This window comes from Pseudomonas triticifolii (genome assembly GCF_014358015.1).
GTDB classification, from domain to species: Bacteria; Pseudomonadota; Gammaproteobacteria; order Pseudomonadales; family Pseudomonadaceae; genus Aquipseudomonas; species Aquipseudomonas triticifolii.
In genome coordinates this window covers 55,463-71,429 of the sequence record NZ_JACONV010000005.1, presented here as the reverse complement: position 1 = coordinate 71,429, position 15,967 = coordinate 55,463, and the positions used below count along the sequence as shown (strand labels likewise).

Sequence of the window (15,967 nt, the reverse complement as noted above, 5' to 3'; positions counted from 1 at the left end):
TTTGACCACGCGGACAACTTTTACTCATCGACTTCCCACACTCCTGTTTCAAAGTTAAGCTTGCCGACGGCGGTCTGCGGCGAACACCCTGCTCCAGAGCGCCTTGCCTGTTCCACATGCCCCGCCCTTTCGGTCTGCCCTGGCGCTGTCGTGCGACGATGCCCAGCGTCGAATGCGCCTGTAAATCTGAACCCTGGAAGTGTGTCATGAGCGCAGCAATCAGCCCAACGGCCTACAACTACAAGGTGGTTCGCCAGTTTGCCATCATGACCGTGGTCTGGGGCATTGTCGGCATGGCGCTGGGTGTGTTCATCGCCTCGCAACTGGTCTGGCCCGAGCTGAACTTCAACCTTGAATGGACAACCTTCGGACGCCTGCGTCCCCTGCACACCAACCTGGTGATCTTTGCCTTTGGCGGTTGCGCGCTGTTTGGCACCTCTTATTACGTGGTGCAGCGCACCTGCCAGACCCGGCTGATCTCTGACCGGTTGGCAGCCTTCACGTTCTGGGGCTGGCAAGCGGTCATCGTCAGCGCCATCGTCTCGTTGCCCATGGGCTACACCACCACCAAGGAATACGCAGAACTCGAATGGCCCATCGCAATCCTGCTGGCCATCGTATGGATCGCCTACGGCGCAGTGTTTTTCGGCACCATCGTGCAACGCAAGACCCGCCACATTTATGTCGCCAACTGGTTCTACGGCGCTTTTATCGTGGTGACCGGCATGCTCCACGTGGTCAACCACATCGCCCTGCCGGTCAGCCTGTTCAAATCCTACTCGGCCTACGCGGGTGCCACCGACGCGATGATCCAATGGTGGTACGGGCACAACGCGGTCGGCTTTTTCCTGACGACAGGCTTTCTGGGGATGATGTATTACTTCGTGCCCAAACAGGCCGAGCGCCCGATCTACTCGTATCGCCTGTCCATCGTGCATTTCTGGGCCTTGATTACCCTGTACATCTGGGCAGGCCCGCACCACCTGCATTACACCGCGCTGCCCGACTGGGCGCAGTCGTTGGGCATGGTCATGTCGATCATCCTGCTGGTCCCGAGCTGGGGCGGCATGATCAACGGCATGATGACCCTGTCCGGTGCCTGGCATAAGTTACGGACCGACCCGATTCTGCGCTTTCTGGTGGTCTCGCTGGCGTTCTACGGCATGTCGACGTTCGAAGGGCCGATGATGGCCATCAAGACGGTCAACTCACTGTCGCACTACACCGACTGGACCATCGGTCATGTGCATTCGGGCGCACTGGGCTGGGTGGCGATGATCACCATCGGCGCGACCTATCATCTGATCCCCAAGGTTTTCGGACGCCCGCACATGCACAGCACCGGCCTGATCAACGCGCATTTCTGGCTGGCAACCATCGGCACCGTGCTGTACATCACCTCCATGTGGGTCAACGGCCTGACCCAGGGGCTGATGTGGCGCGCGATCAACAACGACGGCACCCTCACCTACTCCTTCGTCGAAGCCATGCAGGCCAGTCATCCGGGCTATGTCGTGCGCGCCATCGGTGGTGCGATCTTCACCAGCGGCATGCTGTTGATGGCATACAACGTTTGGCGCACCGTGCGTGCGTCCAGCCCTGAAGAGGCAGAGGCGGCGGCACGCATCACCGTTGCAGGGGCGCACTCATGAAACATGAAGTGCTGGAAAAAAACATCGGACTGCTGGCCTTCTTCATGGTGATTGCCGTCAGCATCGGCGGCCTGACGCAGATCGTGCCGCTGTTCTTTCAGGACGTGACCAACCAGCCCATCGAAGGCATGAAGCCGCGTACCGCGCTGGAGGTGGAAGGCCGCGACGTCTACATCGCCAACGGCTGCGTGGGTTGCCACTCACAGATGATCCGCCCGTTTCGTGCGGAAACCGAGCGCTACGGCCATTACTCGGTCGCAGGCGAAAGCGTCTGGGATCATCCGTTTCTGTGGGGTTCGAAACGGACCGGGCCTGATCTGGCGCGGGTTGGCGGCCGCTACTCGGACGACTGGCATCGCGCGCACCTGTATAACCCGCGCGACGTCGTCCCTGAGTCAAAGATGCCGGCTTACCCGTTTCTGGTCGAAAAGGTGCTAGACGGCAAGGACACCGCCAAAAAGCTTGAAGTACTGCGCGCGCTGGGCACGCCCTACACCGATGCAGACATCGCCGGAGCAGCCGCAGCCGTGCAAGGCAAGACCGAAATGGACGCACTGGTCGCGTACCTGCAAGGCCTCGGCACCCTCATCAAGAGCAAACGGTGAACACGATGGACATCGGAATGATTCGAGGCCTCGGCACACTGGTGGTGATGGTGGCGTTCATTGGCCTGACGCTATGGGTGTTTAGCCCGAAGCGCAAGGCTGAGTTCGACGACGCAACGTTGCTGCCTTTTGCCGATGATCCCGAGGCCATCAGCAAGGTCGAGCCGTCCAGGAGCGAAAAGCGATGAGTACCTTCTGGAGCCTGTATGTCACGGTGCTGACGCTGGGTACGCTGGTCGCGCTGGTCTGGTTGCTGATAGCGACCCGCAAGGGCGAGCGCAAGGATCAGACCGACGAGACCATGGGCCACGCCTTCGATGGTATCGAGGAGTACGACAATCCTCTGCCTGGATGGTGGTTCAAGCTGTTCATAGGCACCATTGTGTTCGCTGTGGGTTATCTGGTGCTGTATCCGGGATTGGGTAACTGGCAAGGCCTACTGCCGGGTTACACCTATCTGGACAAGGACAAAAAGCTTGAATTTGCCGACGGCAAGCAAGGCTGGACCGGTGTTCATGAGTGGGAAAAGGAAGTCGCGAGTGCCGAAGCCCGTTTCGGGCCGTTGTTTGCCAAATACGCCGCCATGCCCATCGAGGACGTTGCCAAAGATCCCAAAGCGCTGGGCATGGGTGCGCGACTGTTTGCCTCCAACTGCTCGGTCTGCCATGGTTCTGACGCTAAAGGCGCCTATGGCTTTCCGAACCTGACCGACGCTAACTGGCGTTGGGGTGGCGACACTGAATCCATCAAGACCTCCATCCTGAACGGCCGTCACGCGATAATGCCCGCCTGGGGCGAGGTGCTGGGCGAGCAAGGCGTGCGCGACGTGTCGGCCTACGTCCTGACACTCATGAACGGTCGAGCCCTGCCGGACGGTGCCAAAGCCGATCCGGTTGCCGGACAAAAGCTTTATGCCTCCAGTTGCATCGCTTGCCACGGAGCCGAAGGCAAAGGCCTGGCTGTGCTCGGGGCTCCGGACCTGACACAGCCCGGCGGTTTTATCTATGGAACGAGTTTCGCCCAGCTTCAACAAACCATTCGTTACGGCCGTCAGGGGCAGATGCCTGCGCAGAAGGCGACGCAGGGCGATGACCGGGTGCACATTCTGGCGGCGTATGTGTACAGCCTGTCGCGCCAGGAAAAACCGGCGGTCTCGCAATGACCATGCATTGTCAGCAAGCGACCCAACGGCGACCCGTTGAATACCTTCGCTGCTGGACCGCGCAATGAGTGAACGGATCCCGGTACACAATGTCACGCCCCCGAACGATGACGAAGACGCATTCGTCGATCTCTATGCCTCGCGCGAAAAAATCTACACCCGTGCGTTCAAGGGTTTGTATCGCAACCTGCGCATGACGGCCGGGGCGCTGCTGCTGCTGATTTACTTCGGTACGGTCTGGCTCAATCTCGATGGGCATCAGGCCGTATGGTGGGACCTGCCCGAGCGGCGGTTCTACATCTTCGGCGCAACCTTCTGGCCACAGGACTTCATCCTGCTGTCCGGCCTGTTGATCGTTGCGGCGTTCGGGCTGTTCTTCGTGACGGTTTACGCAGGGCGCATATGGTGCGGTTATACCTGCCCGCAGAGCGTATGGACGTGGATCTTCATGGCGTGCGAGAAGCTCACCGAAGGCGACCGCAACCAGCGCATCAAACTCGACAGCTCGCCCATGAGCAGCGAAAAACTGCTGCGCAAACTGGCCAAACACAGCCTGTGGCTATTAATCGGCTTTGTTACCGGACTGACCTTCGTCGGTTATTTTTCGCCCATTCGTCAACTGAGCATCGACCTGTTCACCGGGCAGGCCGATGGCTGGGCGTATTTCTGGGTTGGGTTCTTTACCCTTGCGACCTACGCCAATGCGGGCTGGTTGCGCGAACAGGTGTGCATCTATATGTGCCCGTACGCGCGCTTCCAGAGCGTGATGTTCGACAAGGACACCCTGATTGTGTCCTACAACCCGCAACGCGGTGAGCAGCGCGGCGCGCGGAAAAAAGAGGCGGATTATCAAGCGCAGGGGCTGGGCGATTGCGTCGACTGCACGATGTGCGTTCAGGTGTGCCCGACCGGTATCGACATTCGCGACGGTTTGCAGGTCGAGTGCATCGGCTGCGCGGCCTGTATCGATGCCTGCAATACGGTCATGGACAGAATGGCGTATCCACGCGGGCTGATCAGCTACACCACCGAGCACAGGCTGTCCGGGCAGGCAACGCGTACACTGCGTCCGCGCCTGATCGGCTACGCGCTGGTGCTGCTGCTGATGATCGGCCTGCTGGTCAACGCCTTCATGACCCGCTCACTGGTGGGGCTGGATGTCAGCAAGGACCGCACGTTGTATCGGGAAAACGCCGAGGGGCGTATCGAAAACGTCTACAGCCTCAAGATCATGAACAAGGATCAGGTCGCTCATACCTATGGGCTGGAAGCCCGTGGACTGCCGGATCTGAAATGGCAGGGGCTTCGCGAAATCACCGTCAAGGCAGGCGAGATCATCAGCATCCCGGTGCAATTGTCCAGCGCGCCTGAAGCCCTGCCGTCGAGTACGCAGGAGATCACCTTCATACTCACGGATGCCGACCACGACGACACCCGCATCGAAACCCGCAGCCGGTTCATCGGTCCGTCCATTCGCTAAGAGCCTCGCCATGCCAGCCGCAACCGCTGCAAGTCCCTGGTACAAGCACCTCTGGCCCTGGATCATCATTGCCATGTTGAGCGGTTCGGTGCTGCTCAGCCTGACCATGGCGGGCATCGCGATCAATCATCCGGACAATCTGGTCACCGACAACTATTACGAAGCGGGCAAAGGCATCAATCGCTCGATCAACCGTGAGGTACTGGCCCAGACCCTCATGCTGCGTGCCAGCCTTCATCTGGACGACGTCACCGGCGAAGCCGAACTGCGCCTGAGCGGCAACAGCAACCCTGAAAGGCTGGAGATTAACCTGATATCACCGACTCAGCCGGAGATGGATCGCCGCGTATTCCTGACCCGAAGCCCGTCAGAAGCGGGTCGCTACGTCGGGCAACTTCAGGACCGGGTCGAAGGCCGGCGCTTCGTCGAATTACTGGGCACCGAAGGCGGCCAGACCTGGCGCCTGTTCGAAGAAGAATGGATCAGACCTGAACGAACCTTGACGCTGGGCGACGAACCGCTTCAAGCGGCTCAAGGCCCAAAGGACTGACGTGAACGCGCCCCTGCTCTGCTATCACTGCGCCCTGCCCGTGCCTGCGGGCAGCCGCTTTAACGCCGTGGTGCTTGGCGAAACCCGCGCGCTGTGTTGTCCGGGCTGTCAGGCGGTGGCCGAAGCCATCGTTGCAGGCGGGCTTGAACACTATTACAGCCATCGCAGTGAGACCTCAACGAACCCGGAATACCTGCCCACGCCAGTGCCCGATGAACTGGCGCTCTATGATCGCCCGGACGTACAGGCGCCTTTTGTGCACCATAACGCAGAGGTTTCGCAAACCACCCTGCTCATTGAAGGTATCAGTTGTGCGGCCTGTGGCTGGCTGATCGAACAGCGGCTCGGCAAGCTTGCGGGCGTGGTCGAAGCGCGGCTGAACCTGTCCAATCATCGCCTGACGGTGCGCTGGGTCAGCCATCAGGTCGCCTTCAGCCAACTGCTGCACGCGCTGCGCGGCATCGGCTACGTTGCACATCCCTGGCAGGCGGATCGTGCTGCCGAACGGCTGGCCCGCGAGAACCGCCTGGCGCTGCGGCAACTGGGCGTCGCCGGTCTGCTGTGGTTTCAGGCGATGATGGCGACCATGGCAACTTGGCCAGAATTCAATATCGACCTGAGCCCACAGATGCACACGATCTTGCGCTGGGTGGCGCTGTTTCTGACCACGCCCATCGTGTTCTACAGCTGCGCACCGTTCTTGCGTGGCGCGCTGCGTGATCTGCGCAGCCGCCACCTGACCATGGATGTGTCAGTGTCGCTGGCCATCGGCACCGCCTATGTCGCAGGCATCTGGACCGCTATAACCGGAACAGGAGAGCTGTACGTCGATGCCGTCGGCATGTTCGCGCTGTTCCTCCTGGCCGGGCGCTATCTGGAGCGCCGGGCACGTGAACGAACTGCTGTGGCGACGGCACAATTGGTCAATGTACTGCCTGCCTCCTGCCTGCGACTGACCAAGGACGGCCAGGCCGAGCGCATTCTGCTCAGCGAGCTGGGCTTGGGTGATCGTGTACTGGTGCAGCCCGGCACGGTGATTGCGGCCGATGGCACGATTCTCGAAGGGCAATCCAGTGTCGACGAATCCCTGCTGACGGGTGAGTACCTGCCCAAGCCAAGAAGTGCAGGCGACCGCGTCACGGCGGGCACGCTCAATGTCGAGAGTGCGTTGACGATTCAGGTGCTCGCCCTGGGGCATGACACTCAACTGTCCGCCATCGTTCGCCTGCTGGAACGTGCCCAGGCGGATAAGCCACGACTGGCCAGCGTGGCAGACCGCGCGGCGCAGGTGTTTCTGCTGCTTTCACTGATCGCCGCCGCTGTCATCGGCCTCGTCTGGTGGCAACTTGATTCGTCACGCGCTCTTTGGATCGTTCTGGCCATGCTGGTCGCCACTTGCCCCTGCGCCTTGTCGCTGGCAACGCCGACGGCACTCACTGCAGCGACCGGCACGCTGCACAGGCTCGGCCTGCTGCTGACCCGCGGCCATGTGCTGGAAGGCCTGAACAGGATCGACACCGTCATCTTCGACAAGACCGGCACGCTGACCGAAGGACGCCTGACGCTACGAGCGGTTCTTCCTCTGGGAAGACTGGACGCAGACACCTGCCTGAAACTGGCCGCCGCGCTGGAAAGCCGATCCGGGCACCCCATCGCACGCGCCTTCGGCCAAGCACCTTGTGCTGCTCGTGATGTACTGACTACACCCGGACTCGGTCTGCAGGGCTGTGTAGACGATCAACGCCTACGCATCGGCCAGCCAGCCTTCGTCTGCGCGCTGAGCAATGCCGACGTACTGCAGATGCCGGACGACACCGGCCAATGGCTGCTGCTGGGCAACACTGAAGGCCCGCTGGCCTGGTTCGGCCTGGACGACCGACTGCGCGACGACGCGATCGAGTTGCTGCAAGCCTGCCAGGCACGTGGCTGGAAGACCCTGCTGCTGTCCGGAGACAGCTCGCCGATGGTGCAGACGGTGGCAACGACGCTGGGTATCGACGACGCACGCGGCGGCCTGCGACCCGAAGACAAGCTGGCCGTGCTGCAGCAATTGCAGGCACAAGGGCACAACGTGCTGATGATTGGCGACGGTGTGAATGATGTACCGGTCATGGCAGCCGCTAACATCAGCGTGGCCATGGGCTCGGCCACCGACCTGACCAAGACCGGCGCTGACGCGGTACTGCTCTCCAACCGCCTCCACAGCCTGATCGACGCTTTTGGTCTGGCGCGCCGCACCCGTCGAGTGATTATCGAAAACCTGTTATGGGCCGGTTTGTACAATGGCCTCATGTTGCCTTTCGCGGCGCTGGGCTGGATCACCCCGATCTGGGCGGCCATCGGCATGTCCGCAAGCTCGCTGATCGTGGTGCTCAACGCCCTGCGCCTGACACGCCTTCCACACGCTGCACGATTCGCCCAGGAGGTATCATGCCCGCGCTCTACATCATGATTCCTGCCGCTTTGCTGCTGGTCGGCGTGGCGATCTATGTGTTTTTCTGGGCGGTGGACGATGGGCAATACGATGATCTGGACGGTCCGGCCCACAGCATCCTGTTCGACGATCAGGATCCCGATCATCAGGCTGCGGCACAAAGCACCGTGCCTGATCGCAAACGGTCAGACAGCGACGGAAAACCCCATGCCTGAAGCTCATCATGTCTGACCTGATACCCCTGCTGTTTTCCGCTCTGATACTGGGGCTGCTGGGCGGCGGGCATTGCCTGGGCATGTGTGGCGGGCTGATGGGCGCATTGACCCTGGCCATTCCCCGAGAACAGCGTGGACAGCGACTGCGGTTGTTGATGGCCTACAACCTGGGACGTATCGTCAGTTACGCAATTGCCGGTTTCTTCAGCGGCATGGTCGGCTGGGCGGTGGCGAACAGTCCAGGGGCGACGACGATGCGCGTCGTCGCCGCGCTGTTGTTGATCGCCATGGGCCTGTACCTTGCCGGCTGGTGGAGCGGCCTGACCCACATTGAACGCCTGGGCCGAGGCCTGTGGCGCCATCTACAACCCATCGCCACCCGTCTGCTGCCTATTTCGAGCATCCCCCGCGCGCTTCTTCTCGGCGCGCTGTGGGGCTGGCTGCCCTGCGGGCTGGTCTACAGCACCCTGCTCTGGGCCGCGAGCCAGGGCAACGCTATCGACAGCGCCCTGCTGATGCTGGCGTTCGGCGTGGGCACCTGGCCCGTCCTGCTAGCCACCGGCCTCGCCGCCGAACGCACCACCGCACTGCTGCGTAAACGCAGTGTGCGTGCGACGGGTGGCGTGCTGGTGATTGTGTTTGGAATATGGACGTTGCCGGGGCCTCATCAGCATTGGTTGATGGGTCACTGAATGATCAGACTTGCTCGCTGCAAAGCCGGTTGACCCACATCAACACCCCATAAACACGCCCCTCGTATGCTCCCGCCATCATCACCCCATCCGGGAAACATGCGCATGCTGGACGTCATTCGTTGGGATTCAGACCTGATCCGCCGTTACGATCTCACCGGGCCGCGTTACACCTCGTATCCGACTGCCGTGCAGTTCAAGACCGATGTAGGGGCTTTCGAGCTGCTGCATGCGCTGCGCGACAGTCGAAAGGCGATGCGCACTTTGTCGCTGTATGTGCACATCCCGTTCTGCGCCAACGTGTGTTACTACTGCGCCTGCAACAAGGTCATCACCAAGGATCGTGGTCGGGCTCAGGTTTATCTGCAGCGTTTGATGCAGGAGATTCAGATGCTCGGCTGCCACGTCGATGCGGGCCAGGTGGTCGAACAGTTACATCTGGGCGGCGGAACGCCGACGTTTCTCAGTCATGACCAGTTGCGGCACTTGATGGCGCATCTGCGTGAGCACTTCAATTTGCTGGACGACGACTCGGGCGACTATGGCATCGAGATTGATCCTCGCGAAGCGGACTGGGCAACCATGGGGCTGTTGCGTGAACTGGGGTTCAACCGGATCAGTCTGGGCGTCCAGGACCTGGAGCCCGCCGTGCAGCGGGCAATCAATCGTCTGCAAAGCCTGGAGCAAACCCGGACGTTGATCGAGGCGGCACGTACGCTGCAGTTTCGCTCGATCAACATCGACCTGATCTACGGGCTGCCCAAACAGACCCCCGACAGCTTCGCCCGCACGGTGGATGAGATCATCCAGCTGCAGCCAGATCGGCTGTCAGTGTTCAATTACGCTCATTTGCCAGAGCGTTTCATGCCGCAACGGCGCATCGACAGCGCCGACCTGCCCAGCGCCGAAACCAGACTGCTGATGCTGGAACGCACGGTTTCACAACTGACCCAGGCGGGTTATCGCTACATCGGCATGGATCACTTCGCCCTGCCCGACGATGACCTGGCCGTCGCGCAGGAAGAACACACGCTGCATCGCAACTTTCAAGGCTATACCACGCACGGGCATTGCGACCTGGTCGGTCTGGGTGTGTCGGCGATCAGTCAGGTGGGCAATCTGTACAGCCAGAACAGCAGCGATCTGAACGACTATCAGGCGTTGCTCGCCAGCGATCAATTGGCAACCAGACGCGGGTTGGTCTGCACTGAAGACGATCGGATCAGACGTGCCGTGATTAAACAGCTGATCTGCCATTTCCGGCTTGATTACGCCGATCTGGAGCAGACCTTTGCAATCGATTTCGAGCGCTACTTCAGCGCCATCTGGCCGCAACTGATCGAGATGGCAGACGACGGGGTGATCGCTCTGGAGCAGAAAAGGCTCAAGGTCTTGCCTGCCGGACGCTTGCTGGTCCGATCGGTATGCAGGGTGTTCGATACCTACCTCACCCGGCAGAATCGCCGACGATTTTCCCGGGTGATCTGAGTGACGCGCGCTGCTATCCCTTGACGGTCATCAGTGACCGCGCCAAGGTCTTGCTTCCTTCATCCAGCTTGAGCTGATTCATCATGACCGCGAGATCGGAACTGGAACTGCTGATCTGTTGTTGCACAGCACCGAGTGCGGTCTGCAGTGCGGCGACCTTGGTTTGCCGCTCGTTGTCACTGAGACTCTGGTCGGCGATCACTTGCTGGATCTGCTGCTGTATCTCTTCGATCTTGCGTTGCAATTCGCGAATGGCCTTGAGGAGCTTTTGCACACCTTCGGGCAGTCCACTGCGCTCGATATCCGCATCTCGTGAGGCAGAGGAAGCGGCTGTCCTGCCCTCGGATGAAAGGTTGACCTCCACCCCTGTGCCAGGGGTTGCCGAGGGCTCGGCGTCCGCAATTGATGACTTGCCTTGGTTCATCTGCGCTGCCGAAACAGGCAAATTGATTGTCAGACTGAGTGGTCCTATGGTCGTCATGGGGCAGCTTCCTGCGTCAGGTTAGAGGTTGAAAGGCTATCGCCTATCGCGCTGAAAGCTTGATGCCATGAGATTTTTCCAGACTGGCCCTACTTGCCTTGGGTGAGTTACCCTTACGACCTATGTGTGATTTCCCACAAGGAATTAAGTGATGTCCGAGCCCGCCAAGTCCCGTGCTTCAACCCAGGCTCATTGCAAGGATTGCAGTCTCGCCCCGCTCTGCCTGCCGCTCTCATTGAACCTTGAGGACATGGATTCGCTTGACCAGATCGTCAAGCGAGGCCGTCCTTTGAGAAAGGGCGAATTCCTGTTTCGCCAGGGCGATACCTTCGAGTCGGTATACGCGGTTCGCTCCGGGGCTCTGAAAACGTTCAGCATCAGCGATTCGGGTGAAGAACAACTCACCGGTTTTCATTTGCCCAGCGAACTGGTGGGCATGTCCGGGATGGACGCCCAGGCATACCCCGTCTCGGCGCAAGCGCTGGAAACCACGTCGGTGTGCGAGATTCCTTTCGAGCGTCTGGACGAATTGTCCGTGCAGTTGCCTCAACTGCGCCGCCAGTTGATGCGCGTCATGAGCCGCGAAATCCGCGACGATCAACAGATGATGTTACTGCTGTCGAAAAAGACTGCTGATGAGCGCATCGCCACTTTTCTGGTCAATCTCTCGGCGCGCTTTCGGGCACGAGGCTTTTCTGCCAATCAGTTCCGTCTGAGCATGTCGCGCAACGAAATCGGCAATCACCTGGGCCTGGCGGTCGAAACCGTCTCCCGTGTGTTCACCCGTTTTCAGCAAAACGAGCTGATTAGCGCAGAAGGCAAAGAGGTGCATATCCTGGACCCGATTCAGCTCTGCGCGCTGGCGGGCGGCGCAATTCAAAGCTGAGGGGTGCGATCCGGGACGCGTCGGCTTAAACTGTCGGCCAATCTTGCACCGGATCAACTCTGATGATTTTCGATGAATTGAGCTTTAAATCCCTGATACGCCCGGTTGTGGACTTTCCCAAGCCGGGTGTCGTCTTCCGCGACATCACCCCGCTCTTCCAGTCCCCCAAGGCTACCCGCCAGGTGATCGACAGCTTTGTGCAGCGCTACATCGAGACCGACTTCAGCCACATCGGCGTCATGGACGCGCGCGGATTTTTGATCGGTTCGGTTGTGGCTTACGCCTTGAACAAGCCACTGGTGCTATTCCGCAAGCAGGGCAAGCTGCCCGCTGATGTGCTGTCAGAGGCGTACCAGACCGAATACGGGGAGGCCTACCTGGAAGTGCACGCCGACAGCCTGTGCGATGGCGACTCGGTGGTCATGTTCGATGACCTGATTGCAACCGGCGGCACGCTGGTCGCCGCCGCCAACCTGATTCGCCGCATGGGCGCGCAGGTTCACGAAGCAGCCGCGATCATTGATCTGCCAGAACTGGGTGGTTCGAAGCGTCTGCAGGCGATGGCGGTTCCAACCTTCTGCCTGACTGAATTCGCGCTCGACGAACAGTAAGGCGCTGCCGGAAAAGCGGCTCTGCGAGAAATAAAGCCTGATCGCGAATGTATCAGGCGGGGTCGATACGGCGGTCAGCCCGCCGTATTGCTGTGCAACTTGGTCATCAACTGCGCTTCAGCCTGAGTCAGCCCGCAGGACTGGGTCAGTTCGTCAATGCTGGCGCCCATGCCGACCAGGCGTGCAGCCTGAGCGAAGGACAGCGTGGAGGGATCGCGCTGTTCCAGCGCCGTCAGCTTGTCCGGCAACGGCGCAACGATGGCGCGCAGTTCGTGAAGCGCTTCACCCATACGTACCGTGCCATTCTGGAAGTTGTCCACGCGCCGGGCCAACTCCTTGATACGCTGATCACGCAAGGCAGCTGCCTCGTCACGCTCGGCGTCGAGCTTGCGCTGACGCTTGGTATGGGCCAGAAACATTCCCAGGGAAACGACCCAGAGAATGCCCAGGAAGACGACAGCTACCTCAAGAATCAATCAGATGTTCTCCAGCTCGGACCACTCTTCTTCGGACATCATTTTGTCCAGCTCGACCAGAATCAACAGTTCGCCGTTCTTGTTGCAAACGCCCTGAATGAACTTGGCCGATTCATCGTTACCGACGTTAGGTGCGGTTTCGACTTCGGACTGACGCAAGTAAACCACTTCCGCCACGCTGTCGACCAGAATACCGACCACTTGCTTGTCGGCTTCGATGATAACGATACGGGTGTTATCGCTGACTTCCACCGGTGCCAGGCCGAAGCGCTGACGGGTGTCGATGACGGTTACAACGTTACCGCGCAGGTTGATGATGCCCAGCACGTAGCTTGGCGCACCCGGTACCGGAGCGATTTCGGTGTAGCGCAGCACTTCCTGGACCTGCATTACGTTGATGCCATAGGACTCATTGTCCAGGCGGAACGTAACCCATTGCAGGATAGGATCTTCAGAACCTTGTGCAGACGACTTATTCATACCCTAACCCCTCACGTGTGTACTCTGCGGGCGACGCGACTGGCGACGACCCATGATTATTTTGACTTGTTCAACTGCTTGACCGCGCCACTGGCAATCAGCTCGGCCAACTCTGCAACATCCAGCAATGCACACATGTGCTCAATCACTGTGCCCGCCAGCCATGGGCGTTGACCACGGTGTGTACGCCACTTGATTTCATTCGGATCAAGGCGCAGCGAGCGACTGACCTGATGTACCGCCAACCCCCACTCGTAACCCTGAACCGAAATCACGTACTGCAAGCCCTGACGAAAATCATCGCGGTAGCGATCAGGCATGATCCAGCGCGCGGTATCCAGCACCTTCAGGTTGCCTGCCTGACACGGCAGGATCCCCAGAAACCAGTCCGGCTGACCGAACAGAGGCGTCAGCTCCTGCCCTGCCAACGGATAAATCGATCCAAGGCATACCAGTGGCACTGCCAGTGTCAGCCCGGCTACGTCGAACAACAGGCACTCAAACGGCTCGGCAGCCCAGGCCGGACGACCATCGCTGGTCGGCGGCGGCGTTGGTGTTCGCTGAGCCACCAGCGTACTGAGTTCGGCAACAGGCTCGACCCAGTCAACGGTCGGTACAACGACCTCCACAACGGGCTCGGCCACAATCACCGGCGCCATTTCCACCACCGGCGCGGGCGTCACCACCGGCGCGGCGACCGCAACAGGCACTGCCACGGCAGCAGGTGCCGCCACTGCGACAGCAACCGGCTTGATCTGCGCCTTCATGCGCGCGTCAAAAGCCTGCTCTTCGAGCACCGCGGCCTGAAACTCGTCGATGGTGCTTTCAGGTTCTTGCAGCTCTTCGGTCGCGTCCTGAAGCAAGGCATCCAGATAAGACTGCAAAGCCAGCTTGGGTCGTGTTGCAACTTCTACAGGGCGGTTCATACCGGGGCCCAACAATAAATAGAGCGAGTGCAGCCTGATAGAGTTATCGGCCGCATTGAGGCATCACTTGAGCTGACAGCAAAGAAAGAATGAGTGCGCATGTCAGGCCACCTGAGCATTGAGTTGCTCGGCGAGCATATGTTTGAGCAGCGCCCGATACGCGATCACGCCGCGGCTCTTGCTGTCGTTCTGCGACGGCGTGAGACCCGCTCGGCTGGCATCACGCAAACGCGTGTCCACCGGCACGTAGGCCTGCCAAACATGTTCGGGGAAGCTGTCGCGCAGCAGTTTCAACGTGCCCATCGAAGCCTGGGTGCGACGGTCAAACAGCGTCGGCACGATGGTGTAAGGCAGCGGCACCTTGCGTGAACGGTTGATCATGGTCAGCGTGTTGACCATGCGTTCCAGGCCCTTCACGGCCAGAAATTCGGTTTGCACCGGAATCGCCAACTGCTGACTGGCCGCCAGCGCGTTGACCATCAACACACCGAGCAACGGCGGGCTGTCGATCAGCGCATAGTCAAAATCCTGCCACAACTGCGCGAGGCTTTTGGCGATGACCAACCCCAGGCCGCTCTGGCCAGGCGACTGACGTTCCAGCGTCGCCAACGCCGTACTCGACGGAATCAGCGAAATACGCTGGTCGCTGGTCGGCAATAGCAGCTGTCCCGGCAAACCGTCAGGCACCTGGCCCTTGTGCAGGAACAAGTCGAAGGCGCTGTGCTCCAGCTCATCAGGATTGTGCCCGAAATAGCTGGTCATGGAGCCGTGGGGGTCCAGATCGACCACGACGACGCGCTTGCCCGCATCGGCCAGCAAACCGGCCAGGGCAATGGTCGTGGTGGTCTTTCCGACTCCACCTTTCTGGTTGGCTACTGCCCAGACTCTCATTGATGATTTTCCTTCCGTACAGCGACAATCGTACCGAGACGACAGTCAGGGAGCGGGTGACGGAGAATTGACAGTGTTCGCACGTACCGGCGGCTTTGCTGGCACCGGTGCAGTTTGTGTGCCAGCACGCCTCAAAGCGGCGTCCGGCTGCGCATTGGCCGTGCCGGTGCTGGTCAAACTGCGACGCACATCCAGGTTACGCGAGATTACCAGCACCACGCGGCGGTTCTTGGCGCGCCCGGTGGTCGTCGTGTTGGGCGCAATCGGCTGGAACTCGCCATACCCCACAGACGCCAGGCGCGCAGGGTTCACACCGTCCATGGCCAGCATGCGTACGATGCTGGCCGAGCGGGCGGAAGACAGCTCCCAGTTGGTCGGAAACTGCGACGTGCTGATCGGTTGGTCGTCCGTGAAGCCTTCGACGTGGATCGGGTTATCGAAGCGCTTGACGATACCCGCGACCTTTTCAATGATCGTGAATGCCTTGTCGCTGGGCATCGCATCGCCGCTGCCAAAGAGCAGGCTTGAATTGAGTTCGATCTCGATCCACAACTCGTTGCCGCGCACGGTCATCTGGTCGGACTTGATCAGGTCGCCAAACGCGTCACGCACATCCTGAGCGATGGTCTGCAGCGGGTCGCTGGCCGACGAGGCGATGCCTGCATCGGTTTCTTCGCTGTCCTTGAGCAGCGGCTCGGACGGCTTGACCGACACCGGGCGCTGCTCGCCGATGGGGATCGGCTTCATGGTGCGCTCGGCGTCGTTGAACACACCGACCAGCGCTTGAGACAGGATCTTGTACTTGCCTTCGTTGATCGACGAAATCGAGTACATCACCACGAAGAACGCAAACAGCAACGTGATGAAGTCGGCATACGACACCAGCCAGCGCTCATGATTTTCGTGTTCTTCGGGCTGACGACGTCGAGCCATGACGG

The 15,967-nt window shown here is 60.1% G+C and carries 18 protein-coding genes; 12 read left to right on the top strand and 6 right to left on the bottom strand.

Going from position 1 to position 15,967, the window contains the following annotated elements:
* Positions 1-206: 206 nt before the first annotated feature.
* The 10 genes from ccoN (at position 207) to hemN (ending at position 10,278) form a co-directional block, all read left to right on the top strand.
* Positions 207-1,652, top strand: a complete 1,446-nt coding sequence (ccoN, locus tag H8S56_RS10515) for a cytochrome-c oxidase, cbb3-type subunit I (protein ID WP_187518599.1) — start codon at positions 207-209, stop codon at positions 1,650-1,652.
* Positions 1,649-2,257, top strand: coding sequence for a cytochrome-c oxidase, cbb3-type subunit II (ccoO, locus tag H8S56_RS10510; protein ID WP_187518598.1), 609 nt, complete (start codon positions 1,649-1,651; stop codon positions 2,255-2,257). The genes ccoN and ccoO overlap by 4 nt, the downstream gene beginning before the upstream one ends.
* A 5-nt stretch (positions 2,258-2,262) precedes the next feature.
* Positions 2,263-2,445: a cbb3-type cytochrome oxidase subunit 3 gene (locus H8S56_RS10505; protein ID WP_187518675.1), complete on the top strand. Its 183-nt coding sequence runs from the start codon at positions 2,263-2,265 to the stop codon at positions 2,443-2,445.
* Positions 2,442-3,419, top strand: coding sequence for a cytochrome-c oxidase, cbb3-type subunit III (gene ccoP / locus H8S56_RS10500; RefSeq protein ID WP_187518597.1), 978 nt, complete (start codon positions 2,442-2,444; stop codon positions 3,417-3,419). Before H8S56_RS10505 ends, ccoP begins: the two co-directional genes overlap by 4 nt.
* Positions 3,420-3,483: 64 nt before the next feature.
* Entirely contained in the window at positions 3,484-4,899 is a 1,416-nt protein-coding gene (ccoG, locus tag H8S56_RS10495; protein WP_187518596.1) for a cytochrome c oxidase accessory protein CcoG, read from the top strand.
* Positions 4,900-4,909: 10 nt separating this feature from the next.
* Positions 4,910-5,449 carry a FixH family protein gene (locus tag H8S56_RS10490; RefSeq protein WP_187518595.1) on the top strand — a complete coding sequence of 180 codons (540 nt, stop codon included), beginning with the start codon at positions 4,910-4,912 and terminating at the stop codon, positions 5,447-5,449.
* Position 5,450: 1 nt separating this feature from the next.
* Positions 5,451-7,901: a heavy metal translocating P-type ATPase gene (locus tag H8S56_RS10485; RefSeq protein ID WP_187518594.1), complete on the top strand. Its 2,451-nt coding sequence runs from the start codon at positions 5,451-5,453 to the stop codon at positions 7,899-7,901.
* The gene (gene ccoS / locus H8S56_RS10480) at positions 7,880-8,098 is read left to right on the top strand and encodes a cbb3-type cytochrome oxidase assembly protein CcoS (RefSeq protein WP_187518593.1); all 219 of its coding nucleotides are present in this window, start codon (positions 7,880-7,882) and stop codon (positions 8,096-8,098) included. The genes H8S56_RS10485 and ccoS overlap by 22 nt, the downstream gene beginning before the upstream one ends.
* Before the next feature lie 8 nt (positions 8,099-8,106).
* A complete protein-coding gene (locus tag H8S56_RS10475) occupies positions 8,107-8,790 on the top strand; it encodes a sulfite exporter TauE/SafE family protein (RefSeq protein WP_187518592.1) in 684 nt (227 codons plus the stop codon).
* Positions 8,791-8,895: 105 nt separating this feature from the next.
* The gene (gene hemN / locus H8S56_RS10470; RefSeq protein ID WP_187518591.1) at positions 8,896-10,278 is read left to right on the top strand and encodes an oxygen-independent coproporphyrinogen III oxidase; all 1,383 of its coding nucleotides are present in this window, start codon (positions 8,896-8,898) and stop codon (positions 10,276-10,278) included.
* 13 nt (positions 10,279-10,291) lie between these two features.
* On the opposite strand, the gene H8S56_RS10465 is transcribed toward hemN, so the two are convergent.
* A complete protein-coding gene (locus H8S56_RS10465; protein ID WP_187518590.1) occupies positions 10,292-10,759 on the bottom strand; it encodes a chemotaxis protein in 468 nt (155 codons plus the stop codon).
* A 151-nt stretch (positions 10,760-10,910) separates the two neighbouring features.
* Here H8S56_RS10465 and fnr point away from each other — a divergent pair, with 151 nt between their 5' ends.
* Both fnr and H8S56_RS10455 read left to right on the top strand, forming a co-directional pair.
* Complete coding sequence (fnr, locus tag H8S56_RS10460; RefSeq protein WP_187518589.1) at positions 10,911-11,645, top strand: fumarate/nitrate reduction transcriptional regulator Fnr; 735 nt, start codon at positions 10,911-10,913, stop codon at positions 11,643-11,645.
* Between the two features lie 62 nt (positions 11,646-11,707).
* Complete coding sequence (locus tag H8S56_RS10455; protein WP_024695941.1) at positions 11,708-12,256, top strand: adenine phosphoribosyltransferase; 549 nt, start codon at positions 11,708-11,710, stop codon at positions 12,254-12,256.
* 74 nt (positions 12,257-12,330) lie between these two features.
* Here the strand turns inward: H8S56_RS10455 and H8S56_RS10450 are convergent, their stop codons facing one another.
* From H8S56_RS10450 to motD, 5 genes are all read right to left on the bottom strand, one after another.
* Positions 12,331-12,732 (bottom strand): DUF2802 domain-containing protein, encoded by a 402-nt coding sequence (locus H8S56_RS10450; RefSeq protein WP_024689492.1) that lies wholly within the window; start codon positions 12,730-12,732, stop codon positions 12,331-12,333.
* Complete coding sequence (locus H8S56_RS10445; RefSeq protein ID WP_003370201.1) at positions 12,733-13,212, bottom strand: chemotaxis protein CheW; 480 nt, start codon at positions 13,210-13,212, stop codon at positions 12,733-12,735.
* A gap of 56 nt (positions 13,213-13,268) precedes the next feature.
* Entirely contained in the window at positions 13,269-14,138 is an 870-nt protein-coding gene (locus H8S56_RS10440; protein WP_187518588.1) for a CheW domain-containing protein, read from the bottom strand.
* 102 nt (positions 14,139-14,240) lie between these two features.
* Positions 14,241-15,029, bottom strand: a complete 789-nt coding sequence (locus H8S56_RS10435; protein ID WP_024689494.1) for a ParA family protein — start codon at positions 15,027-15,029, stop codon at positions 14,241-14,243.
* A 45-nt stretch (positions 15,030-15,074) separates the two neighbouring features.
* Positions 15,075-15,962: a flagellar motor protein MotD gene (gene motD, locus H8S56_RS10430; protein WP_187518587.1), complete on the bottom strand. Its 888-nt coding sequence runs from the start codon at positions 15,960-15,962 to the stop codon at positions 15,075-15,077.
* Between the last annotated feature and the right edge of the window lie 5 nt (positions 15,963-15,967).

Bases quoted from the DNA above. Each gene is read 5' to 3' on its own strand.
- ccoN (WP_187518599.1), top strand. From the start codon at position 207: ATGAGCGCAGCAATCAGCCCAACGGCCTACAACTACAAGGTGGTTCGC.
- ccoO (WP_187518598.1), top strand. From the start codon at position 1,649: ATGAAACATGAAGTGCTGGAAAAAAACATCGGACTGCTGGCCTTCTTC.
- H8S56_RS10505 (WP_187518675.1), top strand. From the start codon at position 2,263: ATGGACATCGGAATGATTCGAGGCCTCGGCACACTGGTGGTGATGGTG.
- ccoP (WP_187518597.1), top strand. From the start codon at position 2,442: ATGAGTACCTTCTGGAGCCTGTATGTCACGGTGCTGACGCTGGGTACG.
- ccoG (WP_187518596.1), top strand. From the start codon at position 3,484: ATGAGTGAACGGATCCCGGTACACAATGTCACGCCCCCGAACGATGAC.
- H8S56_RS10490 (WP_187518595.1), top strand. From the start codon at position 4,910: ATGCCAGCCGCAACCGCTGCAAGTCCCTGGTACAAGCACCTCTGGCCC.
- ccoS (WP_187518593.1), top strand. From the start codon at position 7,880: ATGCCCGCGCTCTACATCATGATTCCTGCCGCTTTGCTGCTGGTCGGC.
- H8S56_RS10475 (WP_187518592.1), top strand. From the start codon at position 8,107: ATGTCTGACCTGATACCCCTGCTGTTTTCCGCTCTGATACTGGGGCTG.
- hemN (WP_187518591.1), top strand. From the start codon at position 8,896: ATGCTGGACGTCATTCGTTGGGATTCAGACCTGATCCGCCGTTACGAT.
- H8S56_RS10465 (WP_187518590.1), bottom strand. From the start codon at position 10,759: ATGACGACCATAGGACCACTCAGTCTGACAATCAATTTGCCTGTTTCG.
- fnr (WP_187518589.1), top strand. From the start codon at position 10,911: ATGTCCGAGCCCGCCAAGTCCCGTGCTTCAACCCAGGCTCATTGCAAG.
- H8S56_RS10455 (WP_024695941.1), top strand. From the start codon at position 11,708: ATGATTTTCGATGAATTGAGCTTTAAATCCCTGATACGCCCGGTTGTG.
- H8S56_RS10445 (WP_003370201.1), bottom strand. From the start codon at position 13,212: ATGAATAAGTCGTCTGCACAAGGTTCTGAAGATCCTATCCTGCAATGG.
- H8S56_RS10440 (WP_187518588.1), bottom strand. From the start codon at position 14,138: ATGAACCGCCCTGTAGAAGTTGCAACACGACCCAAGCTGGCTTTGCAG.
- H8S56_RS10435 (WP_024689494.1), bottom strand. From the start codon at position 15,029: ATGAGAGTCTGGGCAGTAGCCAACCAGAAAGGTGGAGTCGGAAAGACC.
- motD (WP_187518587.1), bottom strand. From the start codon at position 15,962: ATGGCTCGACGTCGTCAGCCCGAAGAACACGAAAATCATGAGCGCTGG.